Genomic DNA, 25,757 nt, shown 5'->3' with positions numbered 1-25,757 from the left:
CGCACCCGCACGGACAGGATTCGGCCAGTGCACCTCAAGAGCCTGACGCTGAAGGGCTTCAAGTCCTTCGCCTCGGCGACGACGCTGCGCTTCGAGCCGGGCATCACCTGCGTGGTCGGCCCCAACGGCTCGGGCAAGTCCAACGTCCTCGACGCGCTGCGCTGGGTCATGGGCGAGGGCAGCGCCAAGGGCCTGCGCGGCGGCAAGATGGAGGACGTCATCTTCGCGGGCACCGCGGGCCGCGCCCCGCTCGGCCGCGCCGAGGTGACGCTGACCATCGACAACACCGACGGCGCGCTGCCGATCGAGTACACCGAGGTCTCCATCACCCGTCGAATGTTCCGCGACGGCGCGAGCGAGTACGAGATCAACGGCAGTTCCTGCAGGCTGCTGGACGTGCAGGAGCTGCTGTCGGACTCCGGCATCGGCCGGGAGATGCACGTCATCGTCGGGCAGGGCCAGCTCAGCGCGATCCTGGAGTCCAAGCCCGACGAGCGCCGCGCCTTCATCGAGGAGGCCGCGGGCGTGCTGAAGCACCGCAAGCGCAAGGAGAAGGCGCTGCGGAAGCTCGACGCGATGCAGGCCAACCTGACCCGGCTCACCGACCTCACCGCCGAGCTGCGCCGCCAGCTCAAGCCGCTGGGCAAGCAGGCCGAGGTCGCCCGCCGCGCCCAGGTCATCCAGGCCGAGCTGCGCGACGCCCGGCTGCGCCTGCACGCCGACGACCTGGTCACCCAGCGCGCCGAGATCGCCCGCGAGGAGGCCGACGAGGCCACCGCCCGGCGCAAGCGCGCCGAGGTCGAGCAGGCGCTGGAGATCTGCCAGGCCCGGCAGAACGAGCTGGAGGAGGACCTGGCCACCGACGCGCCGCTGCTGGCCCAGGCCCAGGAGACCTGGTACCGGCTCTCGGCGCTGGAGGAGCGGCTGCGCGGCACGGTCCGGCTGGCCGTCGAGCGCGCCCGGCACCTGTCGGCGTCGGTCGAGGCCCCGCGCGGCGGCCGCGACCCCGACGAACTCGACGCCGAGGCCGAGCACACCGCGGTGCGCGAGGCCGAGCTGGGCGAGGCCGTCACCGAGGCCCGCTACGTGCTGGCCGAGTCGACCGAGCGGCGCGCCGAGCTGGAGCGGATGGTGCAGGCCGCGGAGAAGGCGCACATCGCCGCGGTGCGGGCCATCGCCGACCGCCGCGAGGGCCTGGCCAGGCTGGCCGGGCAGGTCGAGGCGCTGCGCAGCAAGACCAACGCCACGGCCGAGGAGATCGAGCGGCTCTCGGTCGCCCTCGCCGAGGCCCGCGAGCGCGCCGAGGTCGCCGCGGGCGAGCTGGCCGAGGCCCAGGAGGAGACCGGGGTCGAGGAGGGCGACGACGCCGACCTGCGCGAGCGGCTGGCCCAGGCCACCGAGGCCAACGAGGCCGCCAAGGCGCGCGTCGAGGAGCTGGTGCGCGCGGAGCGGACCGCCGAGCGGGAGATCGCGTCCTGGAAGGCGCGGGTCGACGCGCTGTCGCTGGGGCTGTCCCGCAAGGACGGCGCGGGCGCGCTGCTCGCCGCCGCCGACCGGCTGCCCGGGCTGCTGGGCTCGGTCGCGGCGCTGCTGACCGTCGAGCCGGGCGCGGAGGCCGCGCTGGCCGCCGCGCTGGGCCCGATCGCCGACGCGGTCGCCGTCGCCGACCCGTATGGCGCCGTCGCGGCGCTGGAGACGCTGCGCGCCGGGGATTCCGGGCGCGCGGGCCTGCTGGTCGGCGGGTCGAGGACCGAGGTGGACCGCTCGTCGTGGCCCGCGCTGCCCTCCGGCGCGCGCTGGGCGATCGATCTCGTGCACGCCCCCGACGCGCTGCGCCCCGCCGTGCACCGCGCGCTGGACCGCATGGCCGTCGTGGCTGATCTGCGCAGCGCGCAGGACCTCGTGCTGGCTCACCCGGACGTGCGGGCGGTGACCGCCGACGGCGACGTGCTCGGCGCGGAGTGGGCGATCGGCGGCTCGGAGCGCGCGCAGAGCGTCATCGAGGTGCAGGCCGCCGTCGACGAGGCCAGGGCTCGGCTGGGCGCGGCCGAGCGGGCGGTGGAGTCGGCGTCGGCGGCGCTGGCCGGGGCCCGCGCCGAGCAGCAGGCCAGGCGCGCCGAGGTCGGCGCGATCAAGGACGAGATGGGCGAGGCCAAGGTGCGCGCGGCCCGCTCCGCCGAGCGGCTCAACCGGATGCGCCAGGCCCTGCGCTCGGCCGAGGCCGAGGTCGAGCGGGCCGAGCGGCAGCGGGCCAAGGTCGAGCAGGCCCGCGAGGAGGCCCTGGCCAAGCTCGCCGACCTGGAGGAGCGCCTGGCGGTCGTCTCCGAGCAGCCGGTCGACGACGAGCCCGACTCCAGCGAGCGCGACGAGTACACCGCCGCCCTGGCGTCCGCCCGGCAGGAGGAGATGGAGGCGCGGCTGTCGCTGCGCACCGCGGAGGAGCGCCACCGCGCGCTGCAGGGCAAGGCCGAGCAGCTGCGCCGCGCCGCCCGCGCCGAGCGGGAGGCCCGCGAGCGCGCCGCCCGGGCGATGGCCGCCCGCAAGCGCGGCGCCGCGGTCGCCCAGGCCGTGGTGGACGGCGGCGAGCTGGCGCTGGAGCGGATCGCGCTGTCGCTGGCCCGCGCCGCCGAGGAGCGCGACATCGTGCAGGCCCGCCGCGCCGACCGCGAGCGCGTGCTGGCCGAGGTGCGCGCCAAGGTGCGCGAGCTGTCCGTCGAGCTGGAGAAGCTGACCGACGCGGTGCACCGCGACGAGGTCCTGCGCGCCGAGCAGCGGCTGCGGCTGGAGCAGCTGGAGACCCGCATCGCCGAGACGTTCGGCATCGGCCTCGACGACCTGGTCGCCGAGTACGGGCCGGACCAGCCGGTGCCGCCCTCGCCTGCGGAGCTGGCCGAGTACGAGGCCGCCCGCGAGCGCGGCGAGGACGTCAGCGCGCCCCCGCCGCTGCCGTACGACCGCGACACCCAGGCCCGCCGCGCCAAGCGCGCCGAGCGCGACATGGCCACCCTGGGCAAGGTCAACCCGCTGGCGCTGGAGGAGTTCGCCGCGCTGGAGGAGCGCTACAAGTTCCTGTCCACCCAGCTGGAGGACCTCAAGGACACCCGCCGCGACCTGCTCACCGTGGTCAAGGAGGTCGACGAGAAGATCCTGGAGGTCTTCACCTCGGCCTACCACGACGTGGCGCGGGAGTTCGAGGTCGTCTTCGACGTGCTGTTCCCCGGCGGCGAGGGCCGGATGGTCCTGACCGAGCCCGACGACATGCTGACCACCGGCGTGGACGTCGAGGCCCGCCCGCCCGGCAAGAAGGTCAAGCGCCTGTCGCTGCTCTCCGGCGGCGAGAAGTCGCTGGTGGCGGTGGCCATGCTGGTGGCGATCTTCCGCGCCCGCCCCTCGCCGTTCTACGTGATGGACGAGGTCGAGGCGGCGCTGGACGACACCAACATGCGCCGCCTGATCGGCCTGCTCGAGCAGCTGCGGGCCAGCTCGCAGCTGATCATCATCACCCACCAGAAGCCGACCATGGAGATCGCCGACGCGCTCTACGGCGTCTCCATGCGCGGCGACGGCATCACCCAGGTCATCTCCCAGCGCCTGCAACAGCGCCGGGAGGAACCCGTTCCGATCGAGGACTAGGCGGCCGGGCGCTTGGCTGCCTTGAACGACAGGTACGCGCCCGCGACCGACACCCCGGCGGCGAGCAGGGTCAGGAACAGGCCGATGCCCGCCGCGCCCATGAACTCGCCGTAGGTCAGCCAGCGCAGCAGGATGAGCACCGCGGCCGCGCCGGACAGGCCCAGCCACAGCATGGTGCGGTTGCGCACCTCGGTCCCCAGGTGGGGCAGCAGCACCACGACGCCCGCGCCGATCAGCAGCAGCACGGGGAACCAGGCGAGGAAGCCAGCGTTCCACGCCGAGAAGCCGCCGAGGAAGCCGAGCGAGATCCACGGGAAGAAGCTGAACAGGAACGCCGCCGCCCCCGCGCCGATACCGGTCCACTCGATCGGCGTGACGGTCTTGGGGTCGAAGTTGGCCATGGGTGGACCTCTCTGAACTGGGGGTATGACGAAGCGCGCCGTCCGGAGGGCACGCGCGCGCGGCAAGTATGAACCTGATCGTCCCCGGGCGGAATAGCGTGACGGGTAAACCGCTCGCTTCCCGGCGGCGCGACGCGCACGATGCACCCATGTACGCGATCCGCCCAGCATCGGCAGGCGACCGGGACCAGGTCATCGACCTCGTGGTCCGGCTGCAGGCCGACCCCGAGCAGCACATCGGCTACCACGGCGTCACGGCCGAGGAAGTGGCCGACGAACTCGACGGGCTCAAGCCCGACTGGGCGAGCGGCGCCGTCGTGGGGGTGAACGCCGCTGGCGAGATCGGCGCGGTGCTGACCGCCGACGCCGACGCGGAGGTCGGCCGGGCCTGGCTGTTCGGCCCGTACGTCGCGGTGCCGGAGGACCACCCGGTGCGCAGGCAGCTGTGGCACCGCACCGCCGACGAGCTGCTGGACGCCGTCACGGCCCTGCCGCGTCTGGACGGGTTCGCCGACCTGGAGCTGTACGGGCACCGCCAGCACCGCCTGCTCGCCGACTTCGCGGCCCGGCACGGGTTCGCCTCGGGCGAGACGAGTCGGGTGTTCACCTTGTCGGGGCCCGCGCTGCGCGCGGTGCTGGTCAGCGAGGCGGACCCGGACGGGCCGCGCAGGCTGGAGCCGGGCGATCCGCTGCGCGCCGAGGTGATCGACCTGCACGAGCGGTGCTTCCCCAACCGCACCGCGACCGGACGCCAGTTGGTCGACGGCGACCGGGGGCACACCGTGGTCGCGCTGTCGGGCGCGGACGGCCTCATCGGCTACGCCGCGGGCTTCACCCAGCCGGGCGAGTTCTATGTGGACTATGTGGGTGTCGTCCCCGGCATGCGCTCGGCGGGGGCGGGCCGGGCCGTTGTGCGCGGGCTGCTGCGCGAGTTGGCCGTCGTGAATGGTCCCAACCAGCGCGCCGCCGCGGTGATCATGTTGGGCAACGACGCGTCCGAGCGGATGTTCACCGCGCTCGGGTTCGAGCTGCACCTGGAGTTGGTGGGTTACCGGCGGCGCGCGATCACCGGATAGGGTGAATCTGCCTGGGGGACCCTTCTGCACCTGGAGTGTCCGCATGAGAGTGGGTCGGCGTCGATTCCTGGTCACCGGGGCGGCCGCGGTGGTCGCGTTCGATCCGCTGGGGCTGCGGTGGGTGGCGCAGGCGACGCCGGGGACCGTCGCGGTCCCCGACCTCGACGGCGAGCTGCTGACGGACCCGGCGGCGCTCGCCGAGGCGGCCGAGGACTACGGCCAGCTCGTCCACCGGTCCCCGCGCGCGGTGCTGCGGCCCGGGTCCACCCGGGACGTCGTCAGGATGGTGCGGTTCGCCAACCGGCACCGCATCGCCGTCGCCATGCGCGGCCAGGGGCACTCGACGTTCGGGCAGGCGCAGTCGGCGGGCGTGGTCATCGACTCGCGCCCGCTGTCGGACATCGCCGTCCGCGGCACGACGGCCGTCGTCGGCGCCGGGGCGACGTGGGGATCGCTGGTGGACGCCGCGCTCGCGCTCGGCATGACCCCGCCCGTGGCGACGGACTACCTGGGCCTGTCCATCGGCGGAACGCTGTCCGTCGGCGGGATCGGCGGGGCGAGCCAGCACCACGGGTCGCAGGTGGACACCGTCCGGTCGCTCGAGGTCGTCACCGGCACCGGGGACCTCGTCCGCTGCGCGCCCGGCGACCGGCTGTTCGACGCCGTCCTCGGTGGACTCGGCCAGTACGGCCTGATCGTGCGCGCCTGGCTCGACCTGGTCCCCGCCGCCGCGACGGCCCGCGTCTACAAGCTGACCTACGACCACCTGACCGACCTGACCGCCGCCCAGCGCATCGCGGTCCGCGACGGCCGCTTCTCCTATGTGGAGGGCCAGATCGTGCCAGCGGAGGGCGGCTGGGCGTATGTGCTGGAGGCGGCGTCCTACCACGACACCGAGCCCGACGACGCGAAGCTGCTGGCCGGTCTGCCGCCCGCCGACGCCGAGATCACCGACCTGCCCTACCGCGCGTGGCTGAACCGGATCACCGACGTGGTCGACCAGATCCGCCCGCTGCGGCTGCCCAACCCGTGGGTCAACCTGTTCCTTCCCGACGCCGGGACCGACGCCTTCGTCGCGGACGTGCTGTCCCGGCTGACCCCGGCCGAGGTCGGCGGCGGCCCGATCCTGCTGTACCCGGTCCACCGCGCCCGCATGACCCGCCCCATGGTCCGCCTCCCGGACACCGACCTGGTGTTCCTGCTGTCCATCCTGCGCGCGCTCCCGGCCGACGACGCCACCGTCGACGCCCTGCTCGCCGACAACCGCGCGATGTACGACGACGCCGTCCGGATCGGCGGCACGCAGTACCCCATCGGCTCGATCCCGGTCACCCCGGCCGACTGGCAGCGGCACTACGGCGCCCGGTACCGCCGCGTGCTGGCCGACAAGGCGACGTACGACCCGCGCCGCGTCCTCACCCCCGGCCAGCACGTCTTCGGCTAGGCGGCGGGCGCCCGCTCGGGGACGGGGGCGGTCTCCTCGGGACTGCGGCGGCGCAGTGCCAGCAGACCGCCCACCACCAGCGTGATCAGCACGCCGATCGGGGTGTACCAGGGGAAGGCGAGGGCGACGGCCTTGTCGGGGGCGGCGACGAGGCCCGGGTCCGGCTTGCCGAAGTCCACGCCGAGGAACGCGCCGGTCTGCGCGCTGAACTTCAGGCCGAGGATGACGAACGCCATCACCGCCACGGTCGTCACGAACGCCACGATGGCGTCGGACTGGCGGGCGCGGCGGAACAGCAGGCCCAGCAGGAACGCGCCCAGCAGCGCGCCGTAGGTGTAGCCGGTGATCGCCAGGGCGGTCTCCACGATCGGGTTCTTCGTCGTGGTGAACATCGACGCGAACACCACGAGCGCGCCCGCCCAGACCACCGTCCAGATGCGGCCCTGGCGCAGCAGGTCCGCGTCGCTGAGCTTGCGCTTGCTGATCCGCTGGTAGACGTCGGTCACCGTCGAGGAGGCGAGCGCGCCCAGCGACGAGCTCAAAGCGGCGGCGAGGATGCCCGCGATCACGAAGCCGGACAGCCCCGAGGGCAGCTCGGTCACGATGAACGTGGCGAACAGCTCGTCGTTGGCCGCCAGGCCCAGCTCGGAGACCGGGTCCAGTCCCTTGTAGAACGACCACAGCATGGTCCCGATGAACAGGAACAGCGCGAACTGCAGGAACACCACCACGCCGGAGGCGATGAGCGCCTTCTGCGACGCGCGGACGTCGTTGCACGCCATCAGCCGCTGCACGATCAGCTGGTCGGCGCCGTGCGATGCCATCGACAGGACCGCGCCGCCCAGGACCGCCGTGATGAACGCGTAGGCGTTGCTGACCGGCGCCGAACCGAAGTCCAGCAGCTGCGTCTTGCCAGCGTCGACCGCAGCGCCGAACCAGCCGTCCGGGAGTTTGCCCGACAGGACCACGATCACCGCGACCCCGCCGACGACGTACCAGAGCATCTGGATGGCGTCGACCCAGACGACCGCGCGCACGCCGCCGAAGAAGGTGTAGACCACCATCGCCACGCCCAGCACGGCGACGATCTGCCAATAGGCGGCGTCGACCCCGTACGCGTCGAGCACGACCTTGATCGGGATCGCGGTGGCGAACAGCCGCACGCCGTCGGCCAGCAGGCGGGTCAGCAGGAACGTCACCGACGCGGTGCCCTGCAGCCCGGGGCCGAACCGCTTGCCCAGGAAGTTGTACGCCGTGGTCATGTTGCCCGCGACGTAGCGCGGCAGCAGGACGAACGCGACCACGATCCGGCCGATGATGTAGCCGATCGCCAGCTGCAGGTAGGTGAACGCGCCCAGGTACGCCACCGTCGGCACGCTCAGCACCGTCAGCGTCGACGTCTCCGCGGAGACCACCGACAGGCAGGCCACCCACCACTTGATCTTGCCGTCGCCGACGAAGTAGTCGTTCGCCGACTTCTGCCTGCCCCCGATGAGGATGCCCAGCAGCGGCATGCCGACCAGGAACACCGCGATGATCAGCAGGTCAACGGCGCGCACGGGGGCCTCCTGTCGGTTCGGGGACGGTGATCCGCAGTCCGGTCGCCGCTCGGGCGGCAGGCTCGGGCAGCCGCAGCGGCCCGGCGCCGGGGGTGATCGTGCCGTGCACCCGGGGGCCTGCCGCGCCGGTGCCCGGGTCGACGGGCATCCCGTGCCAGGCGAGGTAGCCCAGCAGCGCGGCGAGGTAGGCCTCCTTGGCGTCGGTCGGCATGCCCAGCTCGTCGGTGGTGGTGAGCGTCGCGGGGGCGAGCGCGTCGGCCAGCGCCGCCATGAGCACCGGGTTGCGCACGCCGCCGCCGGAGGCCAGGACCCGGCGCACGCCGAAGCGGCGGCACGCGTCGGCGACCGTGGTCGCGGTCAGCGCGACGAGCGTGGCCATCACGTCGGCGTCGGCCACGACCGGAAGGCGGCCCAGCGTCTCGCCGAGGTACCCGGCGTTGTAGTGCTCCTTGCCGGTCGACTTCGGCGGGTCGGCGGCGTAGTACGGGTCGGCGCGCAGCACGGCGAGCAGGTCGTCGCGGACCCGGCCGCGGGCGGCCAGCGCCCCGCCGCTGTCCTGGTCGGTCCCGAGCAGCGCGCGGGCGGCGGCGTCCAGCAGGGCGTTCGCCGGGCCGGTGTCGAAGGCGACAGCGGGCGCGTCCGGCCGCAGGATCGTCACGTTGGCGATGCCGCCGAGGTTCAGCGCCGCCGTCGGCACGTCCGGGGCGCCGAGCAGGAGCCGGTCGAGCACCGGGGCCAGGGGAGCGCCGTGGCCGCCAGCGGCGACGTCGCGGGCGCGCAGGTCGCTCACCACCGGCAGGCCCGTCGCCTCGGCGATCCACGCCGACCGGCCCAGTTGGAGCGTGCCGCGGCAGCGGGCGCCCTCGACCCAGTGGTAGATCGTCTGCCCGAGCGACGCCACGAGGTCGGCGCCCTCGGCCATGCCCGCCGCCGCGCGCGCGAACGCCTGGCCGACGCCGGTGTCGAGCACGCACAGCCGCTCGGCGGTGCAGCCGTTGGGCGGCAGCGCGTCGACCAGGGCCGAGCGCAGGTCGGCGGGGTACTCGACGGCGGCGTGGCGGACCGGGCGCAGCCGGATCGCGCCGTCGTCGTCGCGGGCGAAGTCGCCGACCGCCACGTCGATGCCGTCCATCGACGTCCCGGAGATCAGGCCGACCACGCGAAGCCACATGGAACTGTGGTCTATTCCACACTCAGCGGAAGCGCAAGAGGTGAGTTGGAAATTTACTGAACTTGCGTCCAAACGGTGCATTAGTGACAGTCGCCGTGCCCATCCCGGCCGGTCCGGGGCGCGGATGCGAGGATGGCCGCGTGTCGAGCACCCAGATCATCATTATCGTCGCCGTCGTCGTGCTGGTGGCCGCCGTGGTCGCGGGCGTGCTGCTGGCCCGCCGCAGGCGCATCGACCTGGGCCAGACGAAGCCGCAGGTCGAGGAGAGGCCGAAGGGGTACCAGGCCACCGGCGGGATCTCGCTGGCCCCGGGCGGGCACCCGGCGGGCGAGCGCACCGAGGTCGACGGCCAGCCCGGCGTCGGCGACGACGCCGCCGTCCCGCGCGACTCCGTCAAGCGCGGCTTCGTCGACGTCGACCTGCCCGAGCAGGACACCCCGGCCACCGACCGCATCCCCGTGCAGGACGCCCCGCCCACCGACCGCATCCCGGCGCAGCCGGGCCCGGTCGTCGATGAGCCGGAGGTCCCGGCCCAGGGTGCGCCCCCGGTGGCCATCCCCGAGGCCCGCGCCGCCGAGGAGATCGCCCCGACCGAGGGCAGGCTGGAGCGCCTGCGCGGGCGGCTCTCGCGGTCGCGCTCGGTCTTCGGCCAGGGCCTGCTCGGCCTGCTCGGCGCGGGCGACCTCGACGAGGACTCCTGGACCGAGGTCGAGGACACCCTGCTGATGGCCGACCTGGGCGCGGCCACCACGATGGAGATCGTCGAGCGGCTGCGCACCGAGCTCTCCAAGCGTGCCGTCCGCACCCCCGAGCAGGCCCGCGCCGTGCTGCGCTCCGTGCTCATCGAGGCGCTGCACCCGGAGATGACCCGCGCCGTGCGCGCCCTGCCCCACGGCGACGGCGACACCCGCACCCCGGCCGTGGTGCTCATCGCGGGCGTCAACGGCACCGGCAAGACCACCACGACCGGCAAGCTGGCCCGCGTCCTGGTCGCCGACGGCCGCACGGTGGTGCTGGGCGCGGCCGACACCTTCCGCGCCGCCGCCGCCGACCAGCTGCAGACCTGGGCCGAGCGAGTCGGCGCCGAGGTCGTCCGCGGGCCGGAGGGCGCCGACCCCGCCGCCGTCGCCTTCGACGCGGTCAAGCGCGGCCGCGAGTCCGGCGTCGACACGGTGCTGATCGACACCGCGGGCCGCCTGCACACCAAGACCGGCCTGATGGACGAGCTGGGCAAGGTCAAGCGCGTGGTGGAGAAGCAGGGCCCGGTCGACGAGGTGCTGCTGGTCCTGGACGCCACGACCGGCCAGAACGGCCTCACCCAGGCCCGCGTGTTCGGCGAGGTCGTCGACGTGACCGGCATCGTCCTGACCAAGCTCGACGGCACCGCCAAGGGCGGCATCGTCTTCCAGGTCCAGCGCGAGCTGGGCGTCCCGGTGAAGCTGGTCGGCCTCGGCGAGGGCGCCGACGACCTGGCCCCCTTCGACCCGTCCGCCTTCGTCGACGCCCTGCTCGGCTGACCCTGACCGTCACGGCCCGCCCCTGGACGGGGGTGGGCCGTTCGGATGTCGGAACGGAGTGCGACCGCGTGGTGGGTACCCGTTCGGCCATCGGCGGGTCACTATGTCCTAATGGCCGACATCCAGGTGCTCGGCGGACCGGTCCGGCGGGGGACGGAGATCCTGACCCCCGAGGCGCTGGGGTTCGTCGCCGGGCTGCATCGTGAGTTCGCGGGCAGGCGGGACGAACTGCTGGCCGAACGGGCAAGGCGGCGCGCGCTGGGGGTGCTCGACTTCCGGGCCGACACCCGGGCGGTCCGGGAGGACGACTGGACCGTCGCGCCCGTCCCCGGGCCGCTGCGGGACCGGCGGGTCGAGATCACCGGGCCGACCGAGCCGAAGATGGCCGTCAACGCCCTCAACTCCGGCGCCCGGGTCTGGCTGGCCGACCTGGAGGACGCCAACACCCCGCACTGGCACAACGTCGTCGGTGGCCAGGTCGTCCTGCGCGACGCCGCCCTCGGCGTGCTCGAACACACCTCGCCGGAGGGCAAGCACTACGCGGTGACGGCCGAGCGGCCCGCGGTGATCGTCGTGCGGCCGCGCGGATGGCACCTGGACGACAAGCACATCGAGGTCGACGGGCGGCGCGTGCCCGCCGCGCTGGTCGACTTCGGCCTGCACTTCTTCCACAACCGCGGCCCGTACTACTACCTGCCGAAGCTGGAGAGCCACCTCGAGGCCCGGCTGTGGAACGACGTGTTCACCAAGGCGCAGGCCGACCTCGGCGTCCCGCACGGCACCATCCGGGCGACCGTGCTGATCGAGACCATCCCGGCGGCCTTCGAGATGGACGAGATCCTCTTCGAGCTGCGCGAGCACGCCGCGGGCCTGAACGCGGGCCGCTGGGACTATCTGTTCAGCGTCATCAAGTTCTTCCGCGACGCCGGTCCGGACTACGTGCTGCCCGACCGCGACAGCGTGACCATGACCGCGCCGATGATGCGCGCCTACACCGATCTGCTCGTCCGCACCTGCCACCGCCGCGGCGCGCACGCGATCGGCGGCATGGCGGCGTTCATCCCGAACCGGCGCGACCCGGAGGTCACCGAGCGGGCGCTGGCGAAGGTGCGCGCGGACAAGGAACGGGAGGCGGGCGCGGGCTTCGACGGGTCCTGGGTGGCCCACCCCGACCTGGTGCCGGTCTGCCGGGAGGTCTTCGACCGCGTCCTCGGCGACGCCCCCGACCAGCGTCACGTCGTGCCCGACGGGACCGTCACCGCGGCCGACCTGCTCGACGTCGCCTCGACCCCCGGCAAGGCGACGGCGGCGGGTCTGCGCTCGGCCGTCGACGTCGGCGTCCGCTACCTGATGTCCTGGCTCGGCGGGACGGGCGCGGCGGCCATCCACAACCTCATGGAGGACGCCGCCACCGCCGAGATCGCCCGCTCCCAGGTCTGGCAGTGGCTGCGCAACGGCGTCGTGCTCGACACCGGCCAGCGCGTCACCGCGGACGTGGTGCGCCACGTGCTGGCCGAGGTCGGCGCCGCGCTGCCCGGCAGCGCGGCGGCCGTCGAGCTGTTCGCCGAGGTCGCCATGGCCGAGCGCTACCCGGACTTCCTCACCGTGCCCGCCTACGAACGGATCTGACCATGCGCACCACGCTCGACGGGGCGCTGCTGACCGGCATCGCCTCCCGACTGTCCACACCGGAGCAGAAGACGGCGGCGGGCCGTCAGCCCGTGCACACCTGTTACGTGCCCGCCGACCGGGCCGACGCCGACCTGCCCGCCCGCTGGGGCGCCGCCGCGCTGGCCGCGCTGGCCGAGCACGCGCCGGACGCCGCCGCGCTGGCCGCGATCGTCGGCCTGCCGCCGGACCTGGCGCCCACGGTGTACGAGCGGGTGCGCGCCAAGCTGGAGACCGAGCCGGTGGAGGACCTGCGCCTGGACTTCGAGGACGGCTACGGCGTCCGGGACGACTCCGTCGAGGACGCGCACGCCGCGCGCGCCGCCGACCTGCTCGCCGGGTGGGGCCTGGCGTCGGCGGGCCTGCGGGTGAAGTCCTTCGACACCACGGCGCTGCTGATGCGGTCCATGCGGACCCTGGACCTGGTGCTGACCCGGCTCGGCCGCCCGCCCGCGGGGTTCGCGGTCACCTTCCCGAAGGTGACGTCGGCCGACCAGGTGGCGGCGCTGGCCGAGGTGCTCGACGTGCTGGAGGAGCGGCTGGACCTGCCGCGCGGGGTGCTGCGGTTCGAGATCCAGGTCGAGACGCCCCGCTCGGTGGTGTCCGCCGACGGGCGCCTCGCCGTGCCCGCGATGATCGCCGCGGGCCGCGGCCGGGTGTCCGGCCTGCACTTCGGCACCTACGACTACACCGCGGCCTGCGGGCTGTCCGCGGCCGACCAGCACTTAGCGCACGCGGCGTGCGACTTCGCGCGCAACGTCATGCAGGTCTCCGCGGCGGGGACGGGCGTGCGGCTGTCCGACGGCTCGACCAACGTCCTGCCGGTCGGCGACCTCGCCTCGGTCCGGCACGGCTGGCAGACGCACTACCGGCTGGTGCGCCGCGCGCTGTCGCACGGGTTCTTCCAGGGCTGGGACCTGCACCCGGCCCAGCTGGTCACCCGCTACGCCGCCGTCTACACCCACCACCTGGAGACGGCCGAGGCCGACGGGCGGCGGCTGGCGGCGTACCTGGGCTCGGGGTCGGGCCCGGTGCAGGACGAGCCCGCCACCGCGGCGGCGCTGGCCGGATCGCTGCGCCGCGCGGTGGACTGCGGGGCGCTGACCGCGGAGGAGGTCGGCGCGCACACCGGCCTCGCGGCCGAGGACCTGGCCGCGCTGGTGCGCCCGTGACCCTGATCCGGGCGCGCCGCTGCGTCACCCCGGCGGGCGAGGTCCCGGCGGCGGTGCGCGTGCGCGCGGGCCGGATCGCCGCGGTCGAGCCGTTCGACGCCGACGCGGGCGCGGACGACGTGGTCGACCTCGCCGACGACGAGGTGCTGCTCCCCGGCCTGGTCGACACCCACGTCCACGTCAACGACCCCGGCCGCGCCGAGTGGGAGGGCTTCCCCACCGCGACCCGCGCGGCCGCCGCGGGCGGGGTGACGACGCTGATCGACATGCCGCTCAACAGCCTCCCGCCGACCACCGACGCGCGGGCGCTGGAGATCAAGCGGGCCGCCGCGCGCGGCCGCTGCCACGTCGACGTCGGCTTCTGGGGCGGGGCGGTGCCGGGCAACGCCCGCGAACTGCCCGCGCTGCACCGGGCGGGCGTGTTCGGGTTCAAGTGCTTCCTGCTCGACTCCGGCGTCGCCGAGTTCGGCTGCCTGCGCCCGGCCGAACTGGAGGAGCACCTGGCGGTGATCGCCGACCTCGACAGCACGATGCTCTGCCACGCCGAGGACGACGCGGTGATCGGCCGCGCCCGAGGCCGCGACTACCCCGGCTTCCTCGCCTCCCGGCCCGCCGAGGCGGAGACCAACGCGGTGGAGCTGGTCATCGCCGCGGCCCGCCGGACCTCGGCCCGCGCGCACGTCGTGCACCTGTCGGCCGCGGGGTCGCTGCCGCTGCTGGCCGCCGCCCAGGCGTCCGGCGTGCGCGTCACCGCCGAGACCTGCCCCCACTACCTGGTCTTCCACGCCGACGACATCCCCGACGGCGCGACCGCGTTCAAGTGCTGCCCGCCCATCCGCGACGCCGCCAACCGCGACGCGCTCTGGCAGGGCCTGCTCGACGGCACGATCTCCATGGTGGTCAGCGACCACTCGCCGTGCACACCCGAGCTGAAGCGGCCCGACTTCGGCGCGGCGTGGGGCGGGATCGCCGGGCTGCAGGTGGGATTGTCTGCGGTCTGGACCGCCGCGCACGCGCGTGGCATCCCGCTGACCACCGTCGTCCGGTGGATGGCCACCGCTCCCGCCGAGTTCGTCGGCCTGCGCCGCAAGGGGCGGATCGCCGAGGGGTGCGACGCCGACCTGGTAGCGTTCGCGCCGGACGAGGAGTCCGTTGTGGACGCCCGGACCCTCTTGCACCGCAACCCCGTCAGCGCCTACCACGGTCTGCGCCTGCGCGGCGTCGTGCGGACAACCTGGCTGCGCGGCGAGCCGGTGGCCGAGCGCCCGCGCGGCGAACTGCTGGAACGGGGAACCGCATGACCGACTGGCTGGCCCTGCCCGACCTCGCCGTCCGCCGCTTCGGCGGCTCCGTCGTCTGGGCCGACGACGAGACCTTCGCCGAGAAGGAGAACCTGATCACCACGGCCCCGCCCGGCTACCAGCCCCACACCTTCGGCCACCGGGGCCAGATCTACGACGGCTGGGAGACCCGGCGCAGGCGCGTCCACGGCGACGACAGCGCGGTCATCCGGCTCGGCATGCCCGGGGTGATCCGCGGCGTCGTGGTGGACACGTCGTTCTTCACCGGCAACTACCCGCCCGCCTGCTCCGTCACCGCGTGCGCCGCGTCCGGCTACCCCGACCCGGCCGAACTCGGGCCGTGGGAACCACTGCTCACCCGGGTGCCGCTGACCGGCGACAGCCGCACGGAGTTCGAGGTCGACAACCCGCGCCGGTTCACCCACGTCCGCCTCACCATGCACCCCGACGGCGGCATCGCCCGGCTGCGCGTGCACGGCCACCCCGTCCCCGACCCGGCGCTGCTCGACCCGGCCGCGCTCGACCTGGCCGCGCTGGAGAACGGCGCCCGCGTGATCGCGTGCAGCGACATGTTCTACTCCTCGCCGAGCAACCTCATCGCCCCGGGCATGGCGGTCTCCATGGGCGAGGGCTGGGAGACCCGCCGCAGGCGCGACCACGGCAACGACTGGGCCGTCGTCCGCCTCGCCGCGGAAGGCGTCATCCGCTTCGCGGAGCTGGACACCACGCATTTCAAGGGGAACGCGCCCGGGTGGGCGGCGCTGTCGGCGGGCCACCCGGAGGAGTCCGACTCCGCGGACTGGGCCCATCTCCTGCCGCGCACGCGCCTGCAACCCGACACGCGCCACCGCTTCCGCATCCCCGACGCGGTCCCGGCCACGCACGTCCGCCTGGACATCTATCCCGACGGCGGCATGGCCCGGCTGCGGCTGTTCGGCTCCCTCACCCCCGCCGGACTCGACCTGATCGAGACGTTCCGCGGCGCGTAGCGACGGGCCTCACATCCACGGCTGTCACAAATCCCGGGTCTGCGTGGTCGTAAGGGCGTACCCATCGACAACGGCAAGGGAGATCACCGTGGACGCGCGTCTGAACCTCATGGCCAACCCGATCGTGCTGAAGGCGATGAAGCACATCATCGCCGCGGGCCGGGCCGTGGAGGACTCGACGGTGCCGCACGCGACGCTGGAGCTGGTGAAGATCCGCGCCAGCCAGATCAACGGCTGCGCGGGCTGCATCGACATGCACACCAAGGACGCCGCGCACGCCGGGGAGACCGCGGTGCGCCTCAACCTGGTCGCCACCTGGCGCGAGGCCACCGTCTACACCGAGGCCGAGCGCGCCGCCCTGGAGCTGGCGGAGGAGGGCACCCGGATCGCCGACGCCGCTGGCGGGGTCAGCGACGAGGTGTGGGCGAACGCCGCCAAGCACTTCGACGACGAGCAGCTCGCCTCGATCGTGCTCACCATCGCCCTCATCAACGCCTTCAACCGGGTGAACGTCATGACCCGCCAGCCAGCGGGCGACTACCAGCCCGGCCAGTACGACCACCTGAAGTAGAACCGCTTACTGTGGACTCTCCCCGAGGACGGGAGAGGCCATGGTGCGGTTGGACCGCCTGGTGAACGTGCTGGGCGGCTACGGCGTCCGTCTGGCGTGCTGTCCGGTCTCGCGCTCGGTCGAGCTGCGCAGCGTCGCCATGCGCGAGGACGCTGGTGATGTCGGCGGCGACGTCTTCCTGGCCATCGGCGCGGAATCCGTCGGCCAGGCCGTGGCGTGGGCGGCGGGCGCGAGCGCGGTGCTCGTCCACGGCGGCGTCGAGGCCGAGCGGGAGGCCGCGGTGGTCGGGGCCGCCGCCGGGATCGCCGTGCTGGTCGTCGATCCCGCCGTCTCCTGGAGCCAGCTCGCGGGCGTGGTCTACGGGCTCGTACTGGAGGGCAGGGAGACCGAGTCGGGGCGGGGGCCGACGGACCTGTTCGCCCTCGCCGACAGCCTCGCCGACGCCGTCGGCGGGGCGGTCACCATCGAGGACCGGTCCTCCCGGGTGCTGGCGTACTCCCGTTCCCAGCAGCGCGCCGACGCCGCGCGCTCGGAGACGATCCTGGGCCGCCGGGCGCCCGAACGGCTGCGCGCGCTGTTCGACGCCCGGGGCGTGACCGCGCACCTGGCAGCGTCCACCGAGCCGCTGTTCGTCGACCGCGCCGCCGAGCACGGCCTGACCGGCCGGATGGTCGTGGCCGTGCGCGCGGGCCGCGAGGTGCTGGGCTCGGTCTGGGTGACCTGCGGCGAGCCCCTGACCGGAGCCCACCGCACCGCGCTGACCGACGGCGCGCGCACCGTCGCCCTGCACCTGCTGCGCTCCCGGGCGAGCGCGGACCTGGAGCGGCAGGTGGAGTCCGACCTGGTCATCCGCCTGCTGGAGGGCACGGCGGACGCGGCGACGGTGGTCAGCAGGCTGGGCCTGCCGCCGGGCCCGCTGCGGGTGATCGCGCTGCGCCCGCACGAGGAGCGCCACGCCGCGCTGCTGCTGGCCTTCGAGCGCGCCACCACCGGCTTCGGCTGGTCGCGCCCCGGTCGCAGCGCCCTGTCCGGGACGACGCTCTACACGGTCCTGCCCGGCGAGGACGTGGCCGCCGCCCGCGAGTGGGTGGCCGCGCTGCACGCGGAGCTGGCCGTCTGGGCCGGGATCGGCGGCTCGGCGTCGGCGGCCGAACTCCCCGCCTGCCGCCAGGAGGCCGACGAGTGCCTGGCCCTCCACGAGGCCCGCGACCCCGCCTCCCCACCCCCGGCCTACGACGAGTCGTGGGACGACATCCTCCTCCAACGCCTCCGCGCCGCCGCCCGCACCGGCCGCACCCCCGCCCGAGGCCCGGTGGCCGAACTCCGCAGACACGATCGCGAACACGGCACCCAGTACGCCGCGACCCTCCGAGCCTGGCTGGAAGCCCAAGGCGACCTGGCCGAGGCGGGAGACCTCCTCGGCATCCACCAGAACACCGTCCGCTACCGCCTCCGCAAGATGTCCGAGGTGACGACCCTCGACCTAGCCGACCCCCGCAAACGCCTAGGCATGATCATCGACCTAGCCGCCACCGGCGAGCTGTAACCGCCCCCACCAGCGCAGACCGGGCGCGCCCTGGGCACGCTGACCGGCAAGGACCGTGCCTAAACCGACCGTCGCCCCACACATGCGTCAGCGACAGGACAGGCGCAGACCGACCTCACTCATCGTCCAGTCGCGCCGAAACCCGCTCATCGGTGCAACGCGCCTTCCGGCCTGCCCGGTCGGGTGCAAGCTGACCTTGCTCAGTGCCGGGTCGTGCCCGAAACCCCACTTTCGCCCTGGGGCGGCGGGTCGGGCGCGGCTCGCCACGGCGCAGCGGGCCCTCATCGCCCACCCCGGCCTGTCCCGTCCCGCCCGGTCGGCGGCAGCGATGGCAACCCACCGCTCCTCTCCAGCCCCGCTCTACCCCCACCCCAGCTGTAGGGAACCGACAGCAGACCCCTTCCGGACTGTAGGGAACGGACAACGGTCCTGTGCGCTTGGCGTTCCATGCTGGTCTGGACGGGCGATTTCTGGAGGTTGGTCATGGTCGGGCGCATCGATGGCGGTCCGCGGTCGGCGGTCGTGGTCGGCGCGGGCATCGTGGGGTTGTCCACGGCCTGGTTCCTGCAGGAGCGCGGGGTCGAGGTGACCGTCGTCGATCGGGCCTCGGTGGCCGCGGGGGCTTCCTGGGGCAACGCCGGGTGGATCGCGCCGGGGCTGGCGATCCCGCTCAACGAGCCGTCGGTGTTGCGGTACGGGTTGCGGTCGCTGTTCAGCCCGACCGCGCCCCTGCACATCCCGGTGACCGCTGACCCGGGCCTGTGGGCGTTCCTCACCCGCTTCGCCGCGAACTGCCGGTGGTCGTCCTGGACGCGCGCGGTCCGGGCGAACCTGCCGTTCAACGAGGAGTGCATCGAGGCCTTCGACGTTCTCACCGCCAACGGCGTGGACGCGCCCACCATCGACGCCCCGATCACCGCCGCCTTCCGGACCCAGCGGCAGGCGCAGGGCCTGCTGCGGGAGCTGCGCAGGATGGCCGACGCGGGCCAGCCCATCGCGCACACCGAGCTGACGGTCGACCAGCTGCGCGAGCACGTGCCGCTGGCCTCCTCCGCGCTCACGACCGGCGTGCGCGTGGAGGGCCAGCGCTACCTCGACCCCGGCGCGTTCGTCCAGGCGCTCGGGCGGGCCGTCGTCGCCCGCGGCGCGACGATCCGGCTGTTCGAGGCCGCGGGCGTGCGCACGCACAGCCAGGGCGTCACCGTGTACCCGCGCACCGGCCCGGCGGTGTCCGCTGACGTCGCCGTCGTGGCGACCGGCGCGTGGCTGTCCCGGATGGCCCGCGAGTGGGGCGTGCGGGTGCCGGTCCGCGCGGGGCGCGGGTACTCGTTCACCGTGCCCGTCGACCACCCCGTCCCCGGCCCGGTCTACCTCCCCGACGTGCGGGTCGCGTGCACGCCCTACCAGGGCGCGCTGCGCGTCGCGGGCACGATGGAGTTCCGCGACCCGGACGCCCCCGGCGTGCCCGCCCGGCTGGACGCGATCATCGCCTCCGCCCGCCCGCTGCTGGACGGCGTGCGCTGGGACGAGCGCACCGACGTCTGGGTGGGCCCGCGCCCGGTCACCCCGGACGGACGGGCGCTGATCGGCGCCGTGCGCGCGCCGAACGTCTACGTCGCGAGCGGCCACGGCATGTGGGGCCTCGCCCACGGCCCGATCACCGGCCGCCTGCTGGCCGAACAGGTCACCACCGGCAAACAGCCCGCCGCGCTGCGCGAGTTCGACCCGCTGCGCTGACCCCGAACCACCTCCCAGTCCGTGCGGTCCGGCGCCGAGAGCCCGGACCGCACGGGCACATCGCCGTCAGGGCGGCCTTACCCCACCGCCCTGACGGCGCCTCAGCACCTGGAGAACACCGATGACGAGCACCCACCGCACCTGGCTGACCCCCGAGGCCCACGACCGCCTCCGCGCCGAACTGGCCGACCTGCTGACCCCACCCACCGCCGCCGACGACGAGCACGGCACCCGCCACCAACGCATCCGCGAAATCCGCGACCTGCTGAACAACGCCGTGGTGGGCGAAGCCCCCGCAGACGACGGCATCGCCGAACCCGGCATGGTCCTGACCGTCCGCTACGACGACACCGGCGAGACCGAGACCTTCCTGCTGGGCGTCCGCCAAGCCGAACACGGCACCCTGGAGGTCTACTCCCCAGACTCTCCCTTGGGCCGCGCCCTAACCGGCACCCGCAAGGGCGACCAGTGCGAATACCAGGTCCCCAACGGCAGCACAGTCAAGATCACCCTGCTGGACGCCGTCCCCTATCGCCAGCCAACTCCTCAGACCTGATCACCAGCCTCACGCGCCCCCACACGTGCAGGCCCCAGTCGATCAGACTCCCCCCTGCTCCCTCGTCCTGGCCGTCTTTAACCCTGGGAGGGCGGTGTCAAGGGCAGGCGAAGCCTGTCGCGCAGCGACGCCGAAGGCGCCCTTTACTCCGCCCTCCCAGGGTTAAACACTTGAGGCCGAGGGAGCAGCACCCCCAGCGATTAATGCACCGACAACGGCACAGACACATCCCCCAACCGCGAGACATCCACCGCCCGCCGAGACCGGATCAACGCCTGCACATCCCCGATCCCCTCATCCCACCGATTGACGTGCATCCCCGCGACCACCCGATCCCCGGCCAGCCAGAACGCGTGGAACTCCGTCCCCTCCCCACGCCGCACCACCCGGTCGTACGACCCAGGCGCCACGAACCCGGCGAACTCCATGCCCACGTCGTACTGATCAGAGAAGAAGTACGGCAGCTCGTCGTACACAACGTCCTGCCCCACCATCGCCTTGGCCGCGGCCTCACCACCAGCAAGAGCGTTGCCCCAGTGCTCAACCCGCAAACGCTTGCCGTACAAGGCGTTCGGCACACTGGCCACATCACCGGCAGCGTAGATATAGGGGTCCTCGGTACGGAGCCCCGAGTCCACGACAACGCCGTTGTCCACAGCGAGCCCGGCCTTCTCCGCCAACTCCGTGTTCGGCCGCGCCCCGATCCCCACGACCACCGTCGCCGCCGCGATCTCCTCCCCGTCGGAGGTCACCGCCACCCCGTCCCGGACAGCGGAGAGCTGAGCGCCGAAGCGGAACTCGACCCCGTGCCCGCGGTGCACGTCGGCGAAGAAGCCGCCGAGCTCCGGCCCCAGCACCGCGTGCAGCGGCGTCGGTGCGGGCTCGACGACGGTGACCGGGCAGCCGCGCGTGCGGGCCGCCGCGGCGACCTCCAGCCCGATCCACCCCGCGCCCGCGATGACGACCGGACCGCCGGTCTCCAGCGCAGCGCGCAGCCGGTCGGAGTCCTCAAGCCTGCGCAGGTAGTGCACGCCGGACAGGCCCGGCGCGCGCTTGGCCGTCGACCCGGTGGCCAGCAGCAGCTTCGTGTAGCCGATCCGCGAGCCGTCGGCCAGCTCGACCACCCGCGCCGCCCGGTCCAGCCCGACCGCCGGGCTGCCGAGGCGCAGTTCGACCGAGTTCTGCCCGTACCAGTCCTCGCCGTGCACGAACACCGCGGCGCGCTCCTGGTCGCCGAGCAGGTAGCCCTTCGACAGCGGCGGGCGCTCGTAGGGCCGGTCGGCCTCGTCGCCGATCACCACCACGCGTCCGGCGAAGCCCAAGTCGCGCAGCGCCTGCGCTGCCTTCGCCGCGGCGAGCCCCGCCCCGACGATCACGAACACCTCGTCCATGTCCTCCTCCTTCACGCGTTGACCCCGGCCAGGGCGAAGAACTCCTGCCGCGACCTCGGATCCTCGCGCAACAGGCCCTGCAGCGCCGAGGTCACGGTGCGCGTCCCCGCCGCCCGCACGCCGCGCAGCGACATGCACAGGTGCTCCGCCTCGATCACCACGCCCACGCCGTGCGGGGCGAGGTGGCGCTGCAGCCATTCGGCCACCTGCTTGGTGAGGCGTTCCTGGACCTGCAGATCGCGGGCGAACAGCTCGACCACGCGCGCCAGCTTCGACAGCCCCAGGATCCGCGCCCCGGGCAGGTATCCCACGTGCGCCACGCCGTGGAAGGGCAGCATGTGGTGCTCGCACAGCGACTGCACGGGGATGTCGCGGGCGAGGACCAGCTCGTCGTAGCCCTCGTCGTTGGGGAACGTCGTCAGGTCGAACTCCCGGGGCGTCAGCATCTCCGCGTAGGCGTGGGCGACCCGGCGGGGCGTGTCGGCCAGGTGCTCGGTGTCCGGGTCGCGGCCGAGGGCGACGAGCAGGTCGGCCACCGCCCGCTCCGCGGCCGCCAGGTCGACGCCGTTGCGGCCGGGCACCACCTGGAGGTGGCGGGTGAGCGCCTCGGTCATGCCGTCTTCCCCGGGGCGTGCTTCACGGCCAGCCTGGCCAGCGCGAGCGCGGCCACCAGCAGGCCGAAGTCGCGCAGCGCGACGTCGTAGTAGCCGGGGAGGGTCAGCAGGTTCACGATGATCCCGGTCAGCCACGCGGCCACGAGCAGCCCGCCGAAGCGCGGCGCGACGGCGACGACCAGGCCCGCGACGATCTCGACGACGCCGATGCCGTACATCGCCTGCTGCGCCGTGCCCGGCAGCAGCCCGTCGATCCACCCGGCGAGGTACACCGGCCACTCGACCATCACGTTGAAGAACTTGTCCAGGCCGAACAGCACCGGCGCGACGGTGAACACCGTCCGCAGCAGCAGGAACGCCTGGTGGCTTGGGTCGGACCGCAGCGCGGAGCGGATGCCGGACACGTCGGTGGCCATGACTCCTCCTTCTAACGACAAGATGGGCTAACGTTAGAACCGCAGGCCGAATTTCGTCAACAGGAGTGGTTTTTAGAATGGGCGACCCGTCCCACGTCTCCGCCGTCGCCGCGCTCGACGAGCCGACCCGGCGCAGGCTGTACGACTTCGTCGTGCGCAGCCCCGCCCCGGTGAGCCGCGACGAAGCCGCCGACGCCGTGGGCGCGCCCCGCACCACCGTCGCGTTCCACCTCGACCGCCTGGTCGGCGAGGGCCTGCTCGAGGTCGTCCACGAACGCCGCACCGGCCGCACGGGTCCGGGCGCGGGCCGCCCGGCCAAGCTGTACCGGCGCTCACCGCGGCAGATCGCGGTGTCCCTGCCCGACCGCCGCTACGAACTGGCCGGACACCTGCTCGCCGACGCCCTCCAGGAGGCCCAGGCGTCCGGCGAGCCGCCGCGCGCCGTCCTCGACCGCCGCGCCCGCGCGCTCGGCCGCGACATCGGGGAGGCCGCGCGCACCGACGACCGGGACGTGCTGGGCGCGCTGGAGGCCTTCGGCTTCGAGCCGCGCACCGCGGGCGGCGAGATCGTCATGGCCAACTGCCCCTTCCACAGCCTGGCCCAGCAGCACACCGAACTCGTCTGCGGAATGAACCTCTGCCTGCTCGACGGCCTGCTCGACGGGATGGCCGAGTCCGGCCTGACCGCCCGCCTCGACCCGGCCCCCGGCCACTGCTGCGTGCGCATCGCCCCCGCCTAGGCTGCCCGCATGGGGGAGACCGACGCCGAACTGGCGGCCAGGGCGGCCGAGGCGGGCGCCGAGGTCGTCCGGTCGCTGCGCGGGCGCGCCCTGCGGCGGTTCGCCAAGGACGCCGACGACTTCGCCACCGAGGCGGACGTGGCGGCGGAACGCGCCATCCTCGCGGTCCTGCGCGCCGCCCGCCCGGATGACGCTGTCGTCGGGGAGGAACTGGGCGCCACCGGCCAGGCCGACCGCACCTGGCTGGTCGACCCGCTGTGCGGCACCCACAACTACGCCGTGGGGACGCCGCTGGTGGCGGTCAACGTCGCCCTGCGCGTCCACGGCGAGATCACCGCAGCCGCCGTCGCCGACCCGTTCTCCGGCGAGGTCTTCCGGACCGACGGCGCCCTCGCCCCGGATCCGGCCAGCCGGATCGTGGACGTCGACATCGACCCGCCGTTCCCCAACCGGGACCGGTTCAGCGCGGCCCGGCTGCTCGCCGACCCGGCGTTCACCGCCCGCTTCCGGCCCCGGGTGCTGTCGACGTCCCTGGCGCTGGCCTGGGTCGCGGCTGGCAAGCGCGCAGGCTACGTCACCGACGGCCACCTCCGCGACAGCGTGCACTTCAGCGCGGCCATCGCGCTCTGCCAGGCGGCCGGGTGTGTCGTCTCCAACCTCGTGGGCGGACCGCTGCACACCGGCGCCCAGGGCCTGGTGGCCGCCGCCGACGCCCGCACCCACGCCGACCTGGTCGCGGTGATCGCCGCCGATCAGGCCGCAGCGACCGACGCGGCACCGTGCACCGGCCGATAGCCCAATTTCGCCGTAGCGGCGGACGAGTCGTAGACGCGGTCGATCCGCTCGGGCACCGGCCACCCGTTGCGCTCGAACACCGCGACGAGTTCCGGCGCGCGGCGGCCGAGGACGGCGGCGGCGTCGCGCCACAGCTCCTCGACATCCGACCGGGTGAACACGACCGGTCCGGCGATGGTGAACACGCCGTCGACCCCGGCGCGATCCACCGCCATCCGGTGCGCCTGAGCCACATCCCGCGGATCGACGCCGCGGTGCAGCCGGTGCGCCGCGCGGATCGGCCGCGGCTCCGGGAAGCAGCGGGCTATCCGCAGGACGACAGGCGACAGGGCCTCGTGGGCGCGGACAAGGGTCTCGGCCGCGAGCTTGGTCTCGTCGTAGATGTCGCGCGGCAGCGGGTCCAGCGTCTCGTCGACCCACACCGCGCGGTCGCGGGGGACCAGCGCGTGCCCGTAGACCGACGTGCTGCTCGTGTAGACGAACCGCCGGACCCCGCAGCGGACGGCCTGGTCCAGCAGAGCCGCCGTGGCCTCGACGTTGACCGACCGGAAGTCCTCGTCCGGCACCCGCCCGACGTGCGGGGCGTGCAGCGCGGCCGCGTGCACCACGGCGTCCGCCCCCGCCAGGGCCCGGGCGCGCAAGGCCGGGTCGCGCAGATCGCCGACGTGGTCGGTCCACCGCCCCGGTCGGGCGTCCCACCCCAGGACCGTCCACCCCGACGCGTGCAGCTCCGCCGCGACGGCCGAGCCCACGATCCCGGACGACCCCGTGATCACCACCCTGCCCATCAGCCCTCCAGCCGCCGTGCGCGCACCTCGGGAGTCTGCCTGGGGCAGCTGACGCACTTCGGCTCGCCCGCCCGGTAGATCAGGCAGCACGACGCCCGCCGCACCACCAGCCGCCCGCCCGCGACCGCGAACCGCGGCACCGGCAGGTCCGGGCCGACGGCAGCGGCGACCGCCACCGCGTGCGCGGGGGTCCCGCCCGCCCACAGCGTCCGGTTGCCCACGGAGTCCGTCGCGATCGCCCACAGCGACCGCGCCGACGCGCCGCTAACCGACGACACCGCGGTGATCCCCGCCGCCAGCACCTCCCGCAGCGCGGGCCCCGGATCGGCCCGGACCGCCCGCGCCCGCGCGTCCGCCACCCGCCCGTCGGGCGTCACCGACAGCACCATCGAGCAGGCGTCGGCGACCGGACCACCGGCGACCGCGCTCTCCACGACCGGCCCCACCAGCGCCGAACTCGCCTCGTACCACCACAGCGTGCCCAGGACCCGGGCGTCGGCCCCCGGGTAGCGCGACCGGGACGACCCGATCCGCCCGGCCACCCACTCCGGGTCGCCCACCGCCGCCACGTCGCTCATCTCGATGGATCACGTTACAGCCGCGCCCACCGTGGCGGAGCACGCACGCAACGTGGCCGTAACACGACGGGACCGACAGTTCACGGCGGCGAAA

General features: G+C 73.9%; 22 protein-coding genes. 14 read left to right on the top strand and 8 right to left on the bottom strand.

The genetic code is table 11. The features are described from left to right. Window positions 1-27: 27 nt before the first annotated feature. On the top strand, window positions 28-3,633 hold the full coding sequence (gene smc, locus IEY98_RS26365; protein ID WP_189213355.1) for a chromosome segregation protein SMC: 3,606 nt from the start codon (window positions 28-30) through the stop codon (window positions 3,631-3,633). Here the strand turns inward: smc and IEY98_RS26360 are convergent. Next, the gene (locus IEY98_RS26360; RefSeq protein WP_189213354.1) at window positions 3,630-4,034 is read right to left on the bottom strand and encodes a hypothetical protein; all 405 of its coding nucleotides are present in this window, start codon (window positions 4,032-4,034) and stop codon (window positions 3,630-3,632) included. The two genes, smc and IEY98_RS26360, sit on opposite strands and share 4 nt — an antisense overlap. A gap of 149 nt (window positions 4,035-4,183) precedes the next feature. Here IEY98_RS26360 and IEY98_RS26355 point away from each other — a divergent pair, with 149 nt between their 5' ends. Further along, a complete protein-coding gene (locus tag IEY98_RS26355) occupies window positions 4,184-5,110 on the top strand; it encodes a GNAT family N-acetyltransferase (RefSeq protein ID WP_189213353.1) in 927 nt (308 codons plus the stop codon). A gap of 43 nt (window positions 5,111-5,153) precedes the next feature. Next, entirely contained in the window at window positions 5,154-6,554 is a 1,401-nt protein-coding gene (locus IEY98_RS26350) for an FAD-binding protein (protein ID WP_189213352.1), read from the top strand. On the opposite strand, the gene IEY98_RS26345 is transcribed toward IEY98_RS26350, so the two are convergent. Continuing rightward, window positions 6,551-8,113 (bottom strand): sodium:solute symporter, encoded by a 1,563-nt coding sequence (locus IEY98_RS26345; protein WP_189213351.1) that lies wholly within the window; start codon window positions 8,111-8,113, stop codon window positions 6,551-6,553. The genes IEY98_RS26350 and IEY98_RS26345 overlap by 4 nt on opposite strands. Next, the gene (locus IEY98_RS26340) at window positions 8,100-9,284 is read right to left on the bottom strand and encodes an anhydro-N-acetylmuramic acid kinase (RefSeq protein ID WP_189213350.1); all 1,185 of its coding nucleotides are present in this window, start codon (window positions 9,282-9,284) and stop codon (window positions 8,100-8,102) included. Before IEY98_RS26340 ends, IEY98_RS26345 begins: the two co-directional genes overlap by 14 nt. Before the next feature lie 140 nt (window positions 9,285-9,424). Between IEY98_RS26340 and ftsY the strand changes: the two genes are divergently transcribed. The 9 genes from ftsY to IEY98_RS26295 all read left to right on the top strand — a co-directional run bounded on the left by ftsY (window position 9,425) and on the right by IEY98_RS26295 (window position 20,341). Beyond that, a complete protein-coding gene (gene ftsY, locus IEY98_RS26335) occupies window positions 9,425-10,801 on the top strand; it encodes a signal recognition particle-docking protein FtsY (protein ID WP_189213349.1) in 1,377 nt (458 codons plus the stop codon). A gap of 111 nt (window positions 10,802-10,912) precedes the next feature. Continuing rightward, complete coding sequence (gene aceB / locus IEY98_RS26330; protein WP_189213348.1) at window positions 10,913-12,430, top strand: malate synthase A; 1,518 nt, start codon at window positions 10,913-10,915, stop codon at window positions 12,428-12,430. Between the two features lie 2 nt (window positions 12,431-12,432). Further along, complete coding sequence (locus tag IEY98_RS26325; protein WP_189213347.1) at window positions 12,433-13,641, top strand: DUF6986 family protein; 1,209 nt, start codon at window positions 12,433-12,435, stop codon at window positions 13,639-13,641. Continuing rightward, window positions 13,638-14,942, top strand: coding sequence for an allantoinase AllB (allB, locus tag IEY98_RS26320; RefSeq protein ID WP_505606722.1), 1,305 nt, complete (start codon window positions 13,638-13,640; stop codon window positions 14,940-14,942). The genes IEY98_RS26325 and allB overlap by 4 nt, the downstream gene beginning before the upstream one ends. Further along, window positions 14,939-15,931, top strand: a complete 993-nt coding sequence (alc, locus tag IEY98_RS26315) for an allantoicase (protein ID WP_189213346.1) — start codon at window positions 14,939-14,941, stop codon at window positions 15,929-15,931. Before allB ends, alc begins: the two co-directional genes overlap by 4 nt. A gap of 88 nt (window positions 15,932-16,019) precedes the next feature. Beyond that, the gene (locus tag IEY98_RS26310; protein WP_189213345.1) at window positions 16,020-16,502 is read left to right on the top strand and encodes a carboxymuconolactone decarboxylase family protein; all 483 of its coding nucleotides are present in this window, start codon (window positions 16,020-16,022) and stop codon (window positions 16,500-16,502) included. Between the two features lie 40 nt (window positions 16,503-16,542). Beyond that, a complete protein-coding gene (locus tag IEY98_RS26305) occupies window positions 16,543-18,048 on the top strand; it encodes a PucR family transcriptional regulator (protein ID WP_189213344.1) in 1,506 nt (501 codons plus the stop codon). Window positions 18,049-18,531: 483 nt separating this feature from the next. After that, window positions 18,532-19,785 (top strand): NAD(P)/FAD-dependent oxidoreductase, encoded by a 1,254-nt coding sequence (locus tag IEY98_RS26300; protein WP_189213343.1) that lies wholly within the window; start codon window positions 18,532-18,534, stop codon window positions 19,783-19,785. A 121-nt stretch (window positions 19,786-19,906) separates the two neighbouring features. Beyond that, window positions 19,907-20,341 carry a GreA/GreB family elongation factor gene (locus tag IEY98_RS26295; protein ID WP_189213342.1) on the top strand — a complete coding sequence of 145 codons (435 nt, stop codon included), beginning with the start codon at window positions 19,907-19,909 and terminating at the stop codon, window positions 20,339-20,341. A gap of 200 nt (window positions 20,342-20,541) precedes the next feature. Here the strand turns inward: IEY98_RS26295 and IEY98_RS26290 are convergent, their stop codons facing one another. Genes IEY98_RS26290 through IEY98_RS26280 form a run of 3 tightly spaced genes read right to left on the bottom strand, consistent with a single transcriptional unit; the run spans window position 20,542 to window position 22,762 of the window. Then, complete coding sequence (locus IEY98_RS26290; protein ID WP_189213341.1) at window positions 20,542-21,732, bottom strand: NAD(P)/FAD-dependent oxidoreductase; 1,191 nt, start codon at window positions 21,730-21,732, stop codon at window positions 20,542-20,544. Between the two features lie 11 nt (window positions 21,733-21,743). Continuing rightward, window positions 21,744-22,346, bottom strand: coding sequence for a GTP cyclohydrolase I FolE (folE, locus tag IEY98_RS26285; RefSeq protein WP_189213340.1), 603 nt, complete (start codon window positions 22,344-22,346; stop codon window positions 21,744-21,746). Beyond that, window positions 22,343-22,762: a hypothetical protein gene (locus tag IEY98_RS26280; RefSeq protein ID WP_189213339.1), complete on the bottom strand. Its 420-nt coding sequence runs from the start codon at window positions 22,760-22,762 to the stop codon at window positions 22,343-22,345. Before IEY98_RS26280 ends, folE begins: the two co-directional genes overlap by 4 nt. Window positions 22,763-22,839: 77 nt before the next feature. Between IEY98_RS26280 and IEY98_RS26275 the strand changes: the two genes are divergently transcribed. Together IEY98_RS26275 and IEY98_RS26270 are read left to right on the top strand one after the other, a co-directional pair. Then, a complete protein-coding gene (locus tag IEY98_RS26275; RefSeq protein ID WP_189213338.1) occupies window positions 22,840-23,502 on the top strand; it encodes a helix-turn-helix transcriptional regulator in 663 nt (220 codons plus the stop codon). A 9-nt stretch (window positions 23,503-23,511) separates the two neighbouring features. Next, window positions 23,512-24,297, top strand: coding sequence for an inositol monophosphatase family protein (locus IEY98_RS26270; protein ID WP_189213337.1), 786 nt, complete (start codon window positions 23,512-23,514; stop codon window positions 24,295-24,297). Here the strand turns inward: IEY98_RS26270 and IEY98_RS26265 are convergent. Further along, window positions 24,255-25,085 carry an NAD-dependent epimerase/dehydratase family protein gene (locus IEY98_RS26265; protein WP_229787514.1) on the bottom strand — a complete coding sequence of 277 codons (831 nt, stop codon included), beginning with the start codon at window positions 25,083-25,085 and terminating at the stop codon, window positions 24,255-24,257. The two genes, IEY98_RS26270 and IEY98_RS26265, sit on opposite strands and share 43 nt — an antisense overlap. After that, window positions 25,085-25,663, bottom strand: coding sequence for a (2Fe-2S)-binding protein (locus tag IEY98_RS26260; protein ID WP_189213336.1), 579 nt, complete (start codon window positions 25,661-25,663; stop codon window positions 25,085-25,087). Before IEY98_RS26260 ends, IEY98_RS26265 begins: the two co-directional genes overlap by 1 nt. Window positions 25,664-25,757: the final 94 nt, after the last annotated feature.

It is taken from the genome of Actinokineospora fastidiosa, assembly GCF_014648415.1.
Classification (GTDB): Bacteria; Actinomycetota; Actinomycetes; order Mycobacteriales; family Pseudonocardiaceae; genus Actinokineospora; species Actinokineospora fastidiosa.
This window is presented reverse-complemented; position numbering and strand designations above follow the sequence as displayed.

Coding starts and splice junctions, on each gene's coding strand:
- IEY98_RS26360 (WP_189213354.1), bottom strand. CDS start 4,034: ATGGCCAACTTCGACCCCAAGACCGTCACGCCGATCGAGTGGACCGGT.
- IEY98_RS26355 (WP_189213353.1), top strand. CDS start 4,184: ATGTACGCGATCCGCCCAGCATCGGCAGGCGACCGGGACCAGGTCATC.
- IEY98_RS26350 (WP_189213352.1), top strand. CDS start 5,154: ATGAGAGTGGGTCGGCGTCGATTCCTGGTCACCGGGGCGGCCGCGGTG.
- IEY98_RS26340 (WP_189213350.1), bottom strand. CDS start 9,284: ATGTGGCTTCGCGTGGTCGGCCTGATCTCCGGGACGTCGATGGACGGC.
- aceB (WP_189213348.1), top strand. CDS start 10,913: ATGGCCGACATCCAGGTGCTCGGCGGACCGGTCCGGCGGGGGACGGAG.
- IEY98_RS26325 (WP_189213347.1), top strand. CDS start 12,433: ATGCGCACCACGCTCGACGGGGCGCTGCTGACCGGCATCGCCTCCCGA.
- alc (WP_189213346.1), top strand. CDS start 14,939: ATGACCGACTGGCTGGCCCTGCCCGACCTCGCCGTCCGCCGCTTCGGC.
- IEY98_RS26305 (WP_189213344.1), top strand. CDS start 16,543: ATGGTGCGGTTGGACCGCCTGGTGAACGTGCTGGGCGGCTACGGCGTC.
- IEY98_RS26300 (WP_189213343.1), top strand. CDS start 18,532: ATGGTCGGGCGCATCGATGGCGGTCCGCGGTCGGCGGTCGTGGTCGGC.
- IEY98_RS26295 (WP_189213342.1), top strand. CDS start 19,907: ATGACGAGCACCCACCGCACCTGGCTGACCCCCGAGGCCCACGACCGC.
- IEY98_RS26290 (WP_189213341.1), bottom strand. CDS start 21,732: ATGGACGAGGTGTTCGTGATCGTCGGGGCGGGGCTCGCCGCGGCGAAG.
- folE (WP_189213340.1), bottom strand. CDS start 22,346: ATGACCGAGGCGCTCACCCGCCACCTCCAGGTGGTGCCCGGCCGCAAC.
- IEY98_RS26280 (WP_189213339.1), bottom strand. CDS start 22,762: ATGGCCACCGACGTGTCCGGCATCCGCTCCGCGCTGCGGTCCGACCCA.
- IEY98_RS26275 (WP_189213338.1), top strand. CDS start 22,840: ATGGGCGACCCGTCCCACGTCTCCGCCGTCGCCGCGCTCGACGAGCCG.
- IEY98_RS26270 (WP_189213337.1), top strand. CDS start 23,512: ATGGGGGAGACCGACGCCGAACTGGCGGCCAGGGCGGCCGAGGCGGGC.
- IEY98_RS26265 (WP_229787514.1), bottom strand. CDS start 25,085: ATGGGCAGGGTGGTGATCACGGGGTCGTCCGGGATCGTGGGCTCGGCC.
- IEY98_RS26260 (WP_189213336.1), bottom strand. CDS start 25,663: ATGAGCGACGTGGCGGCGGTGGGCGACCCGGAGTGGGTGGCCGGGCGG.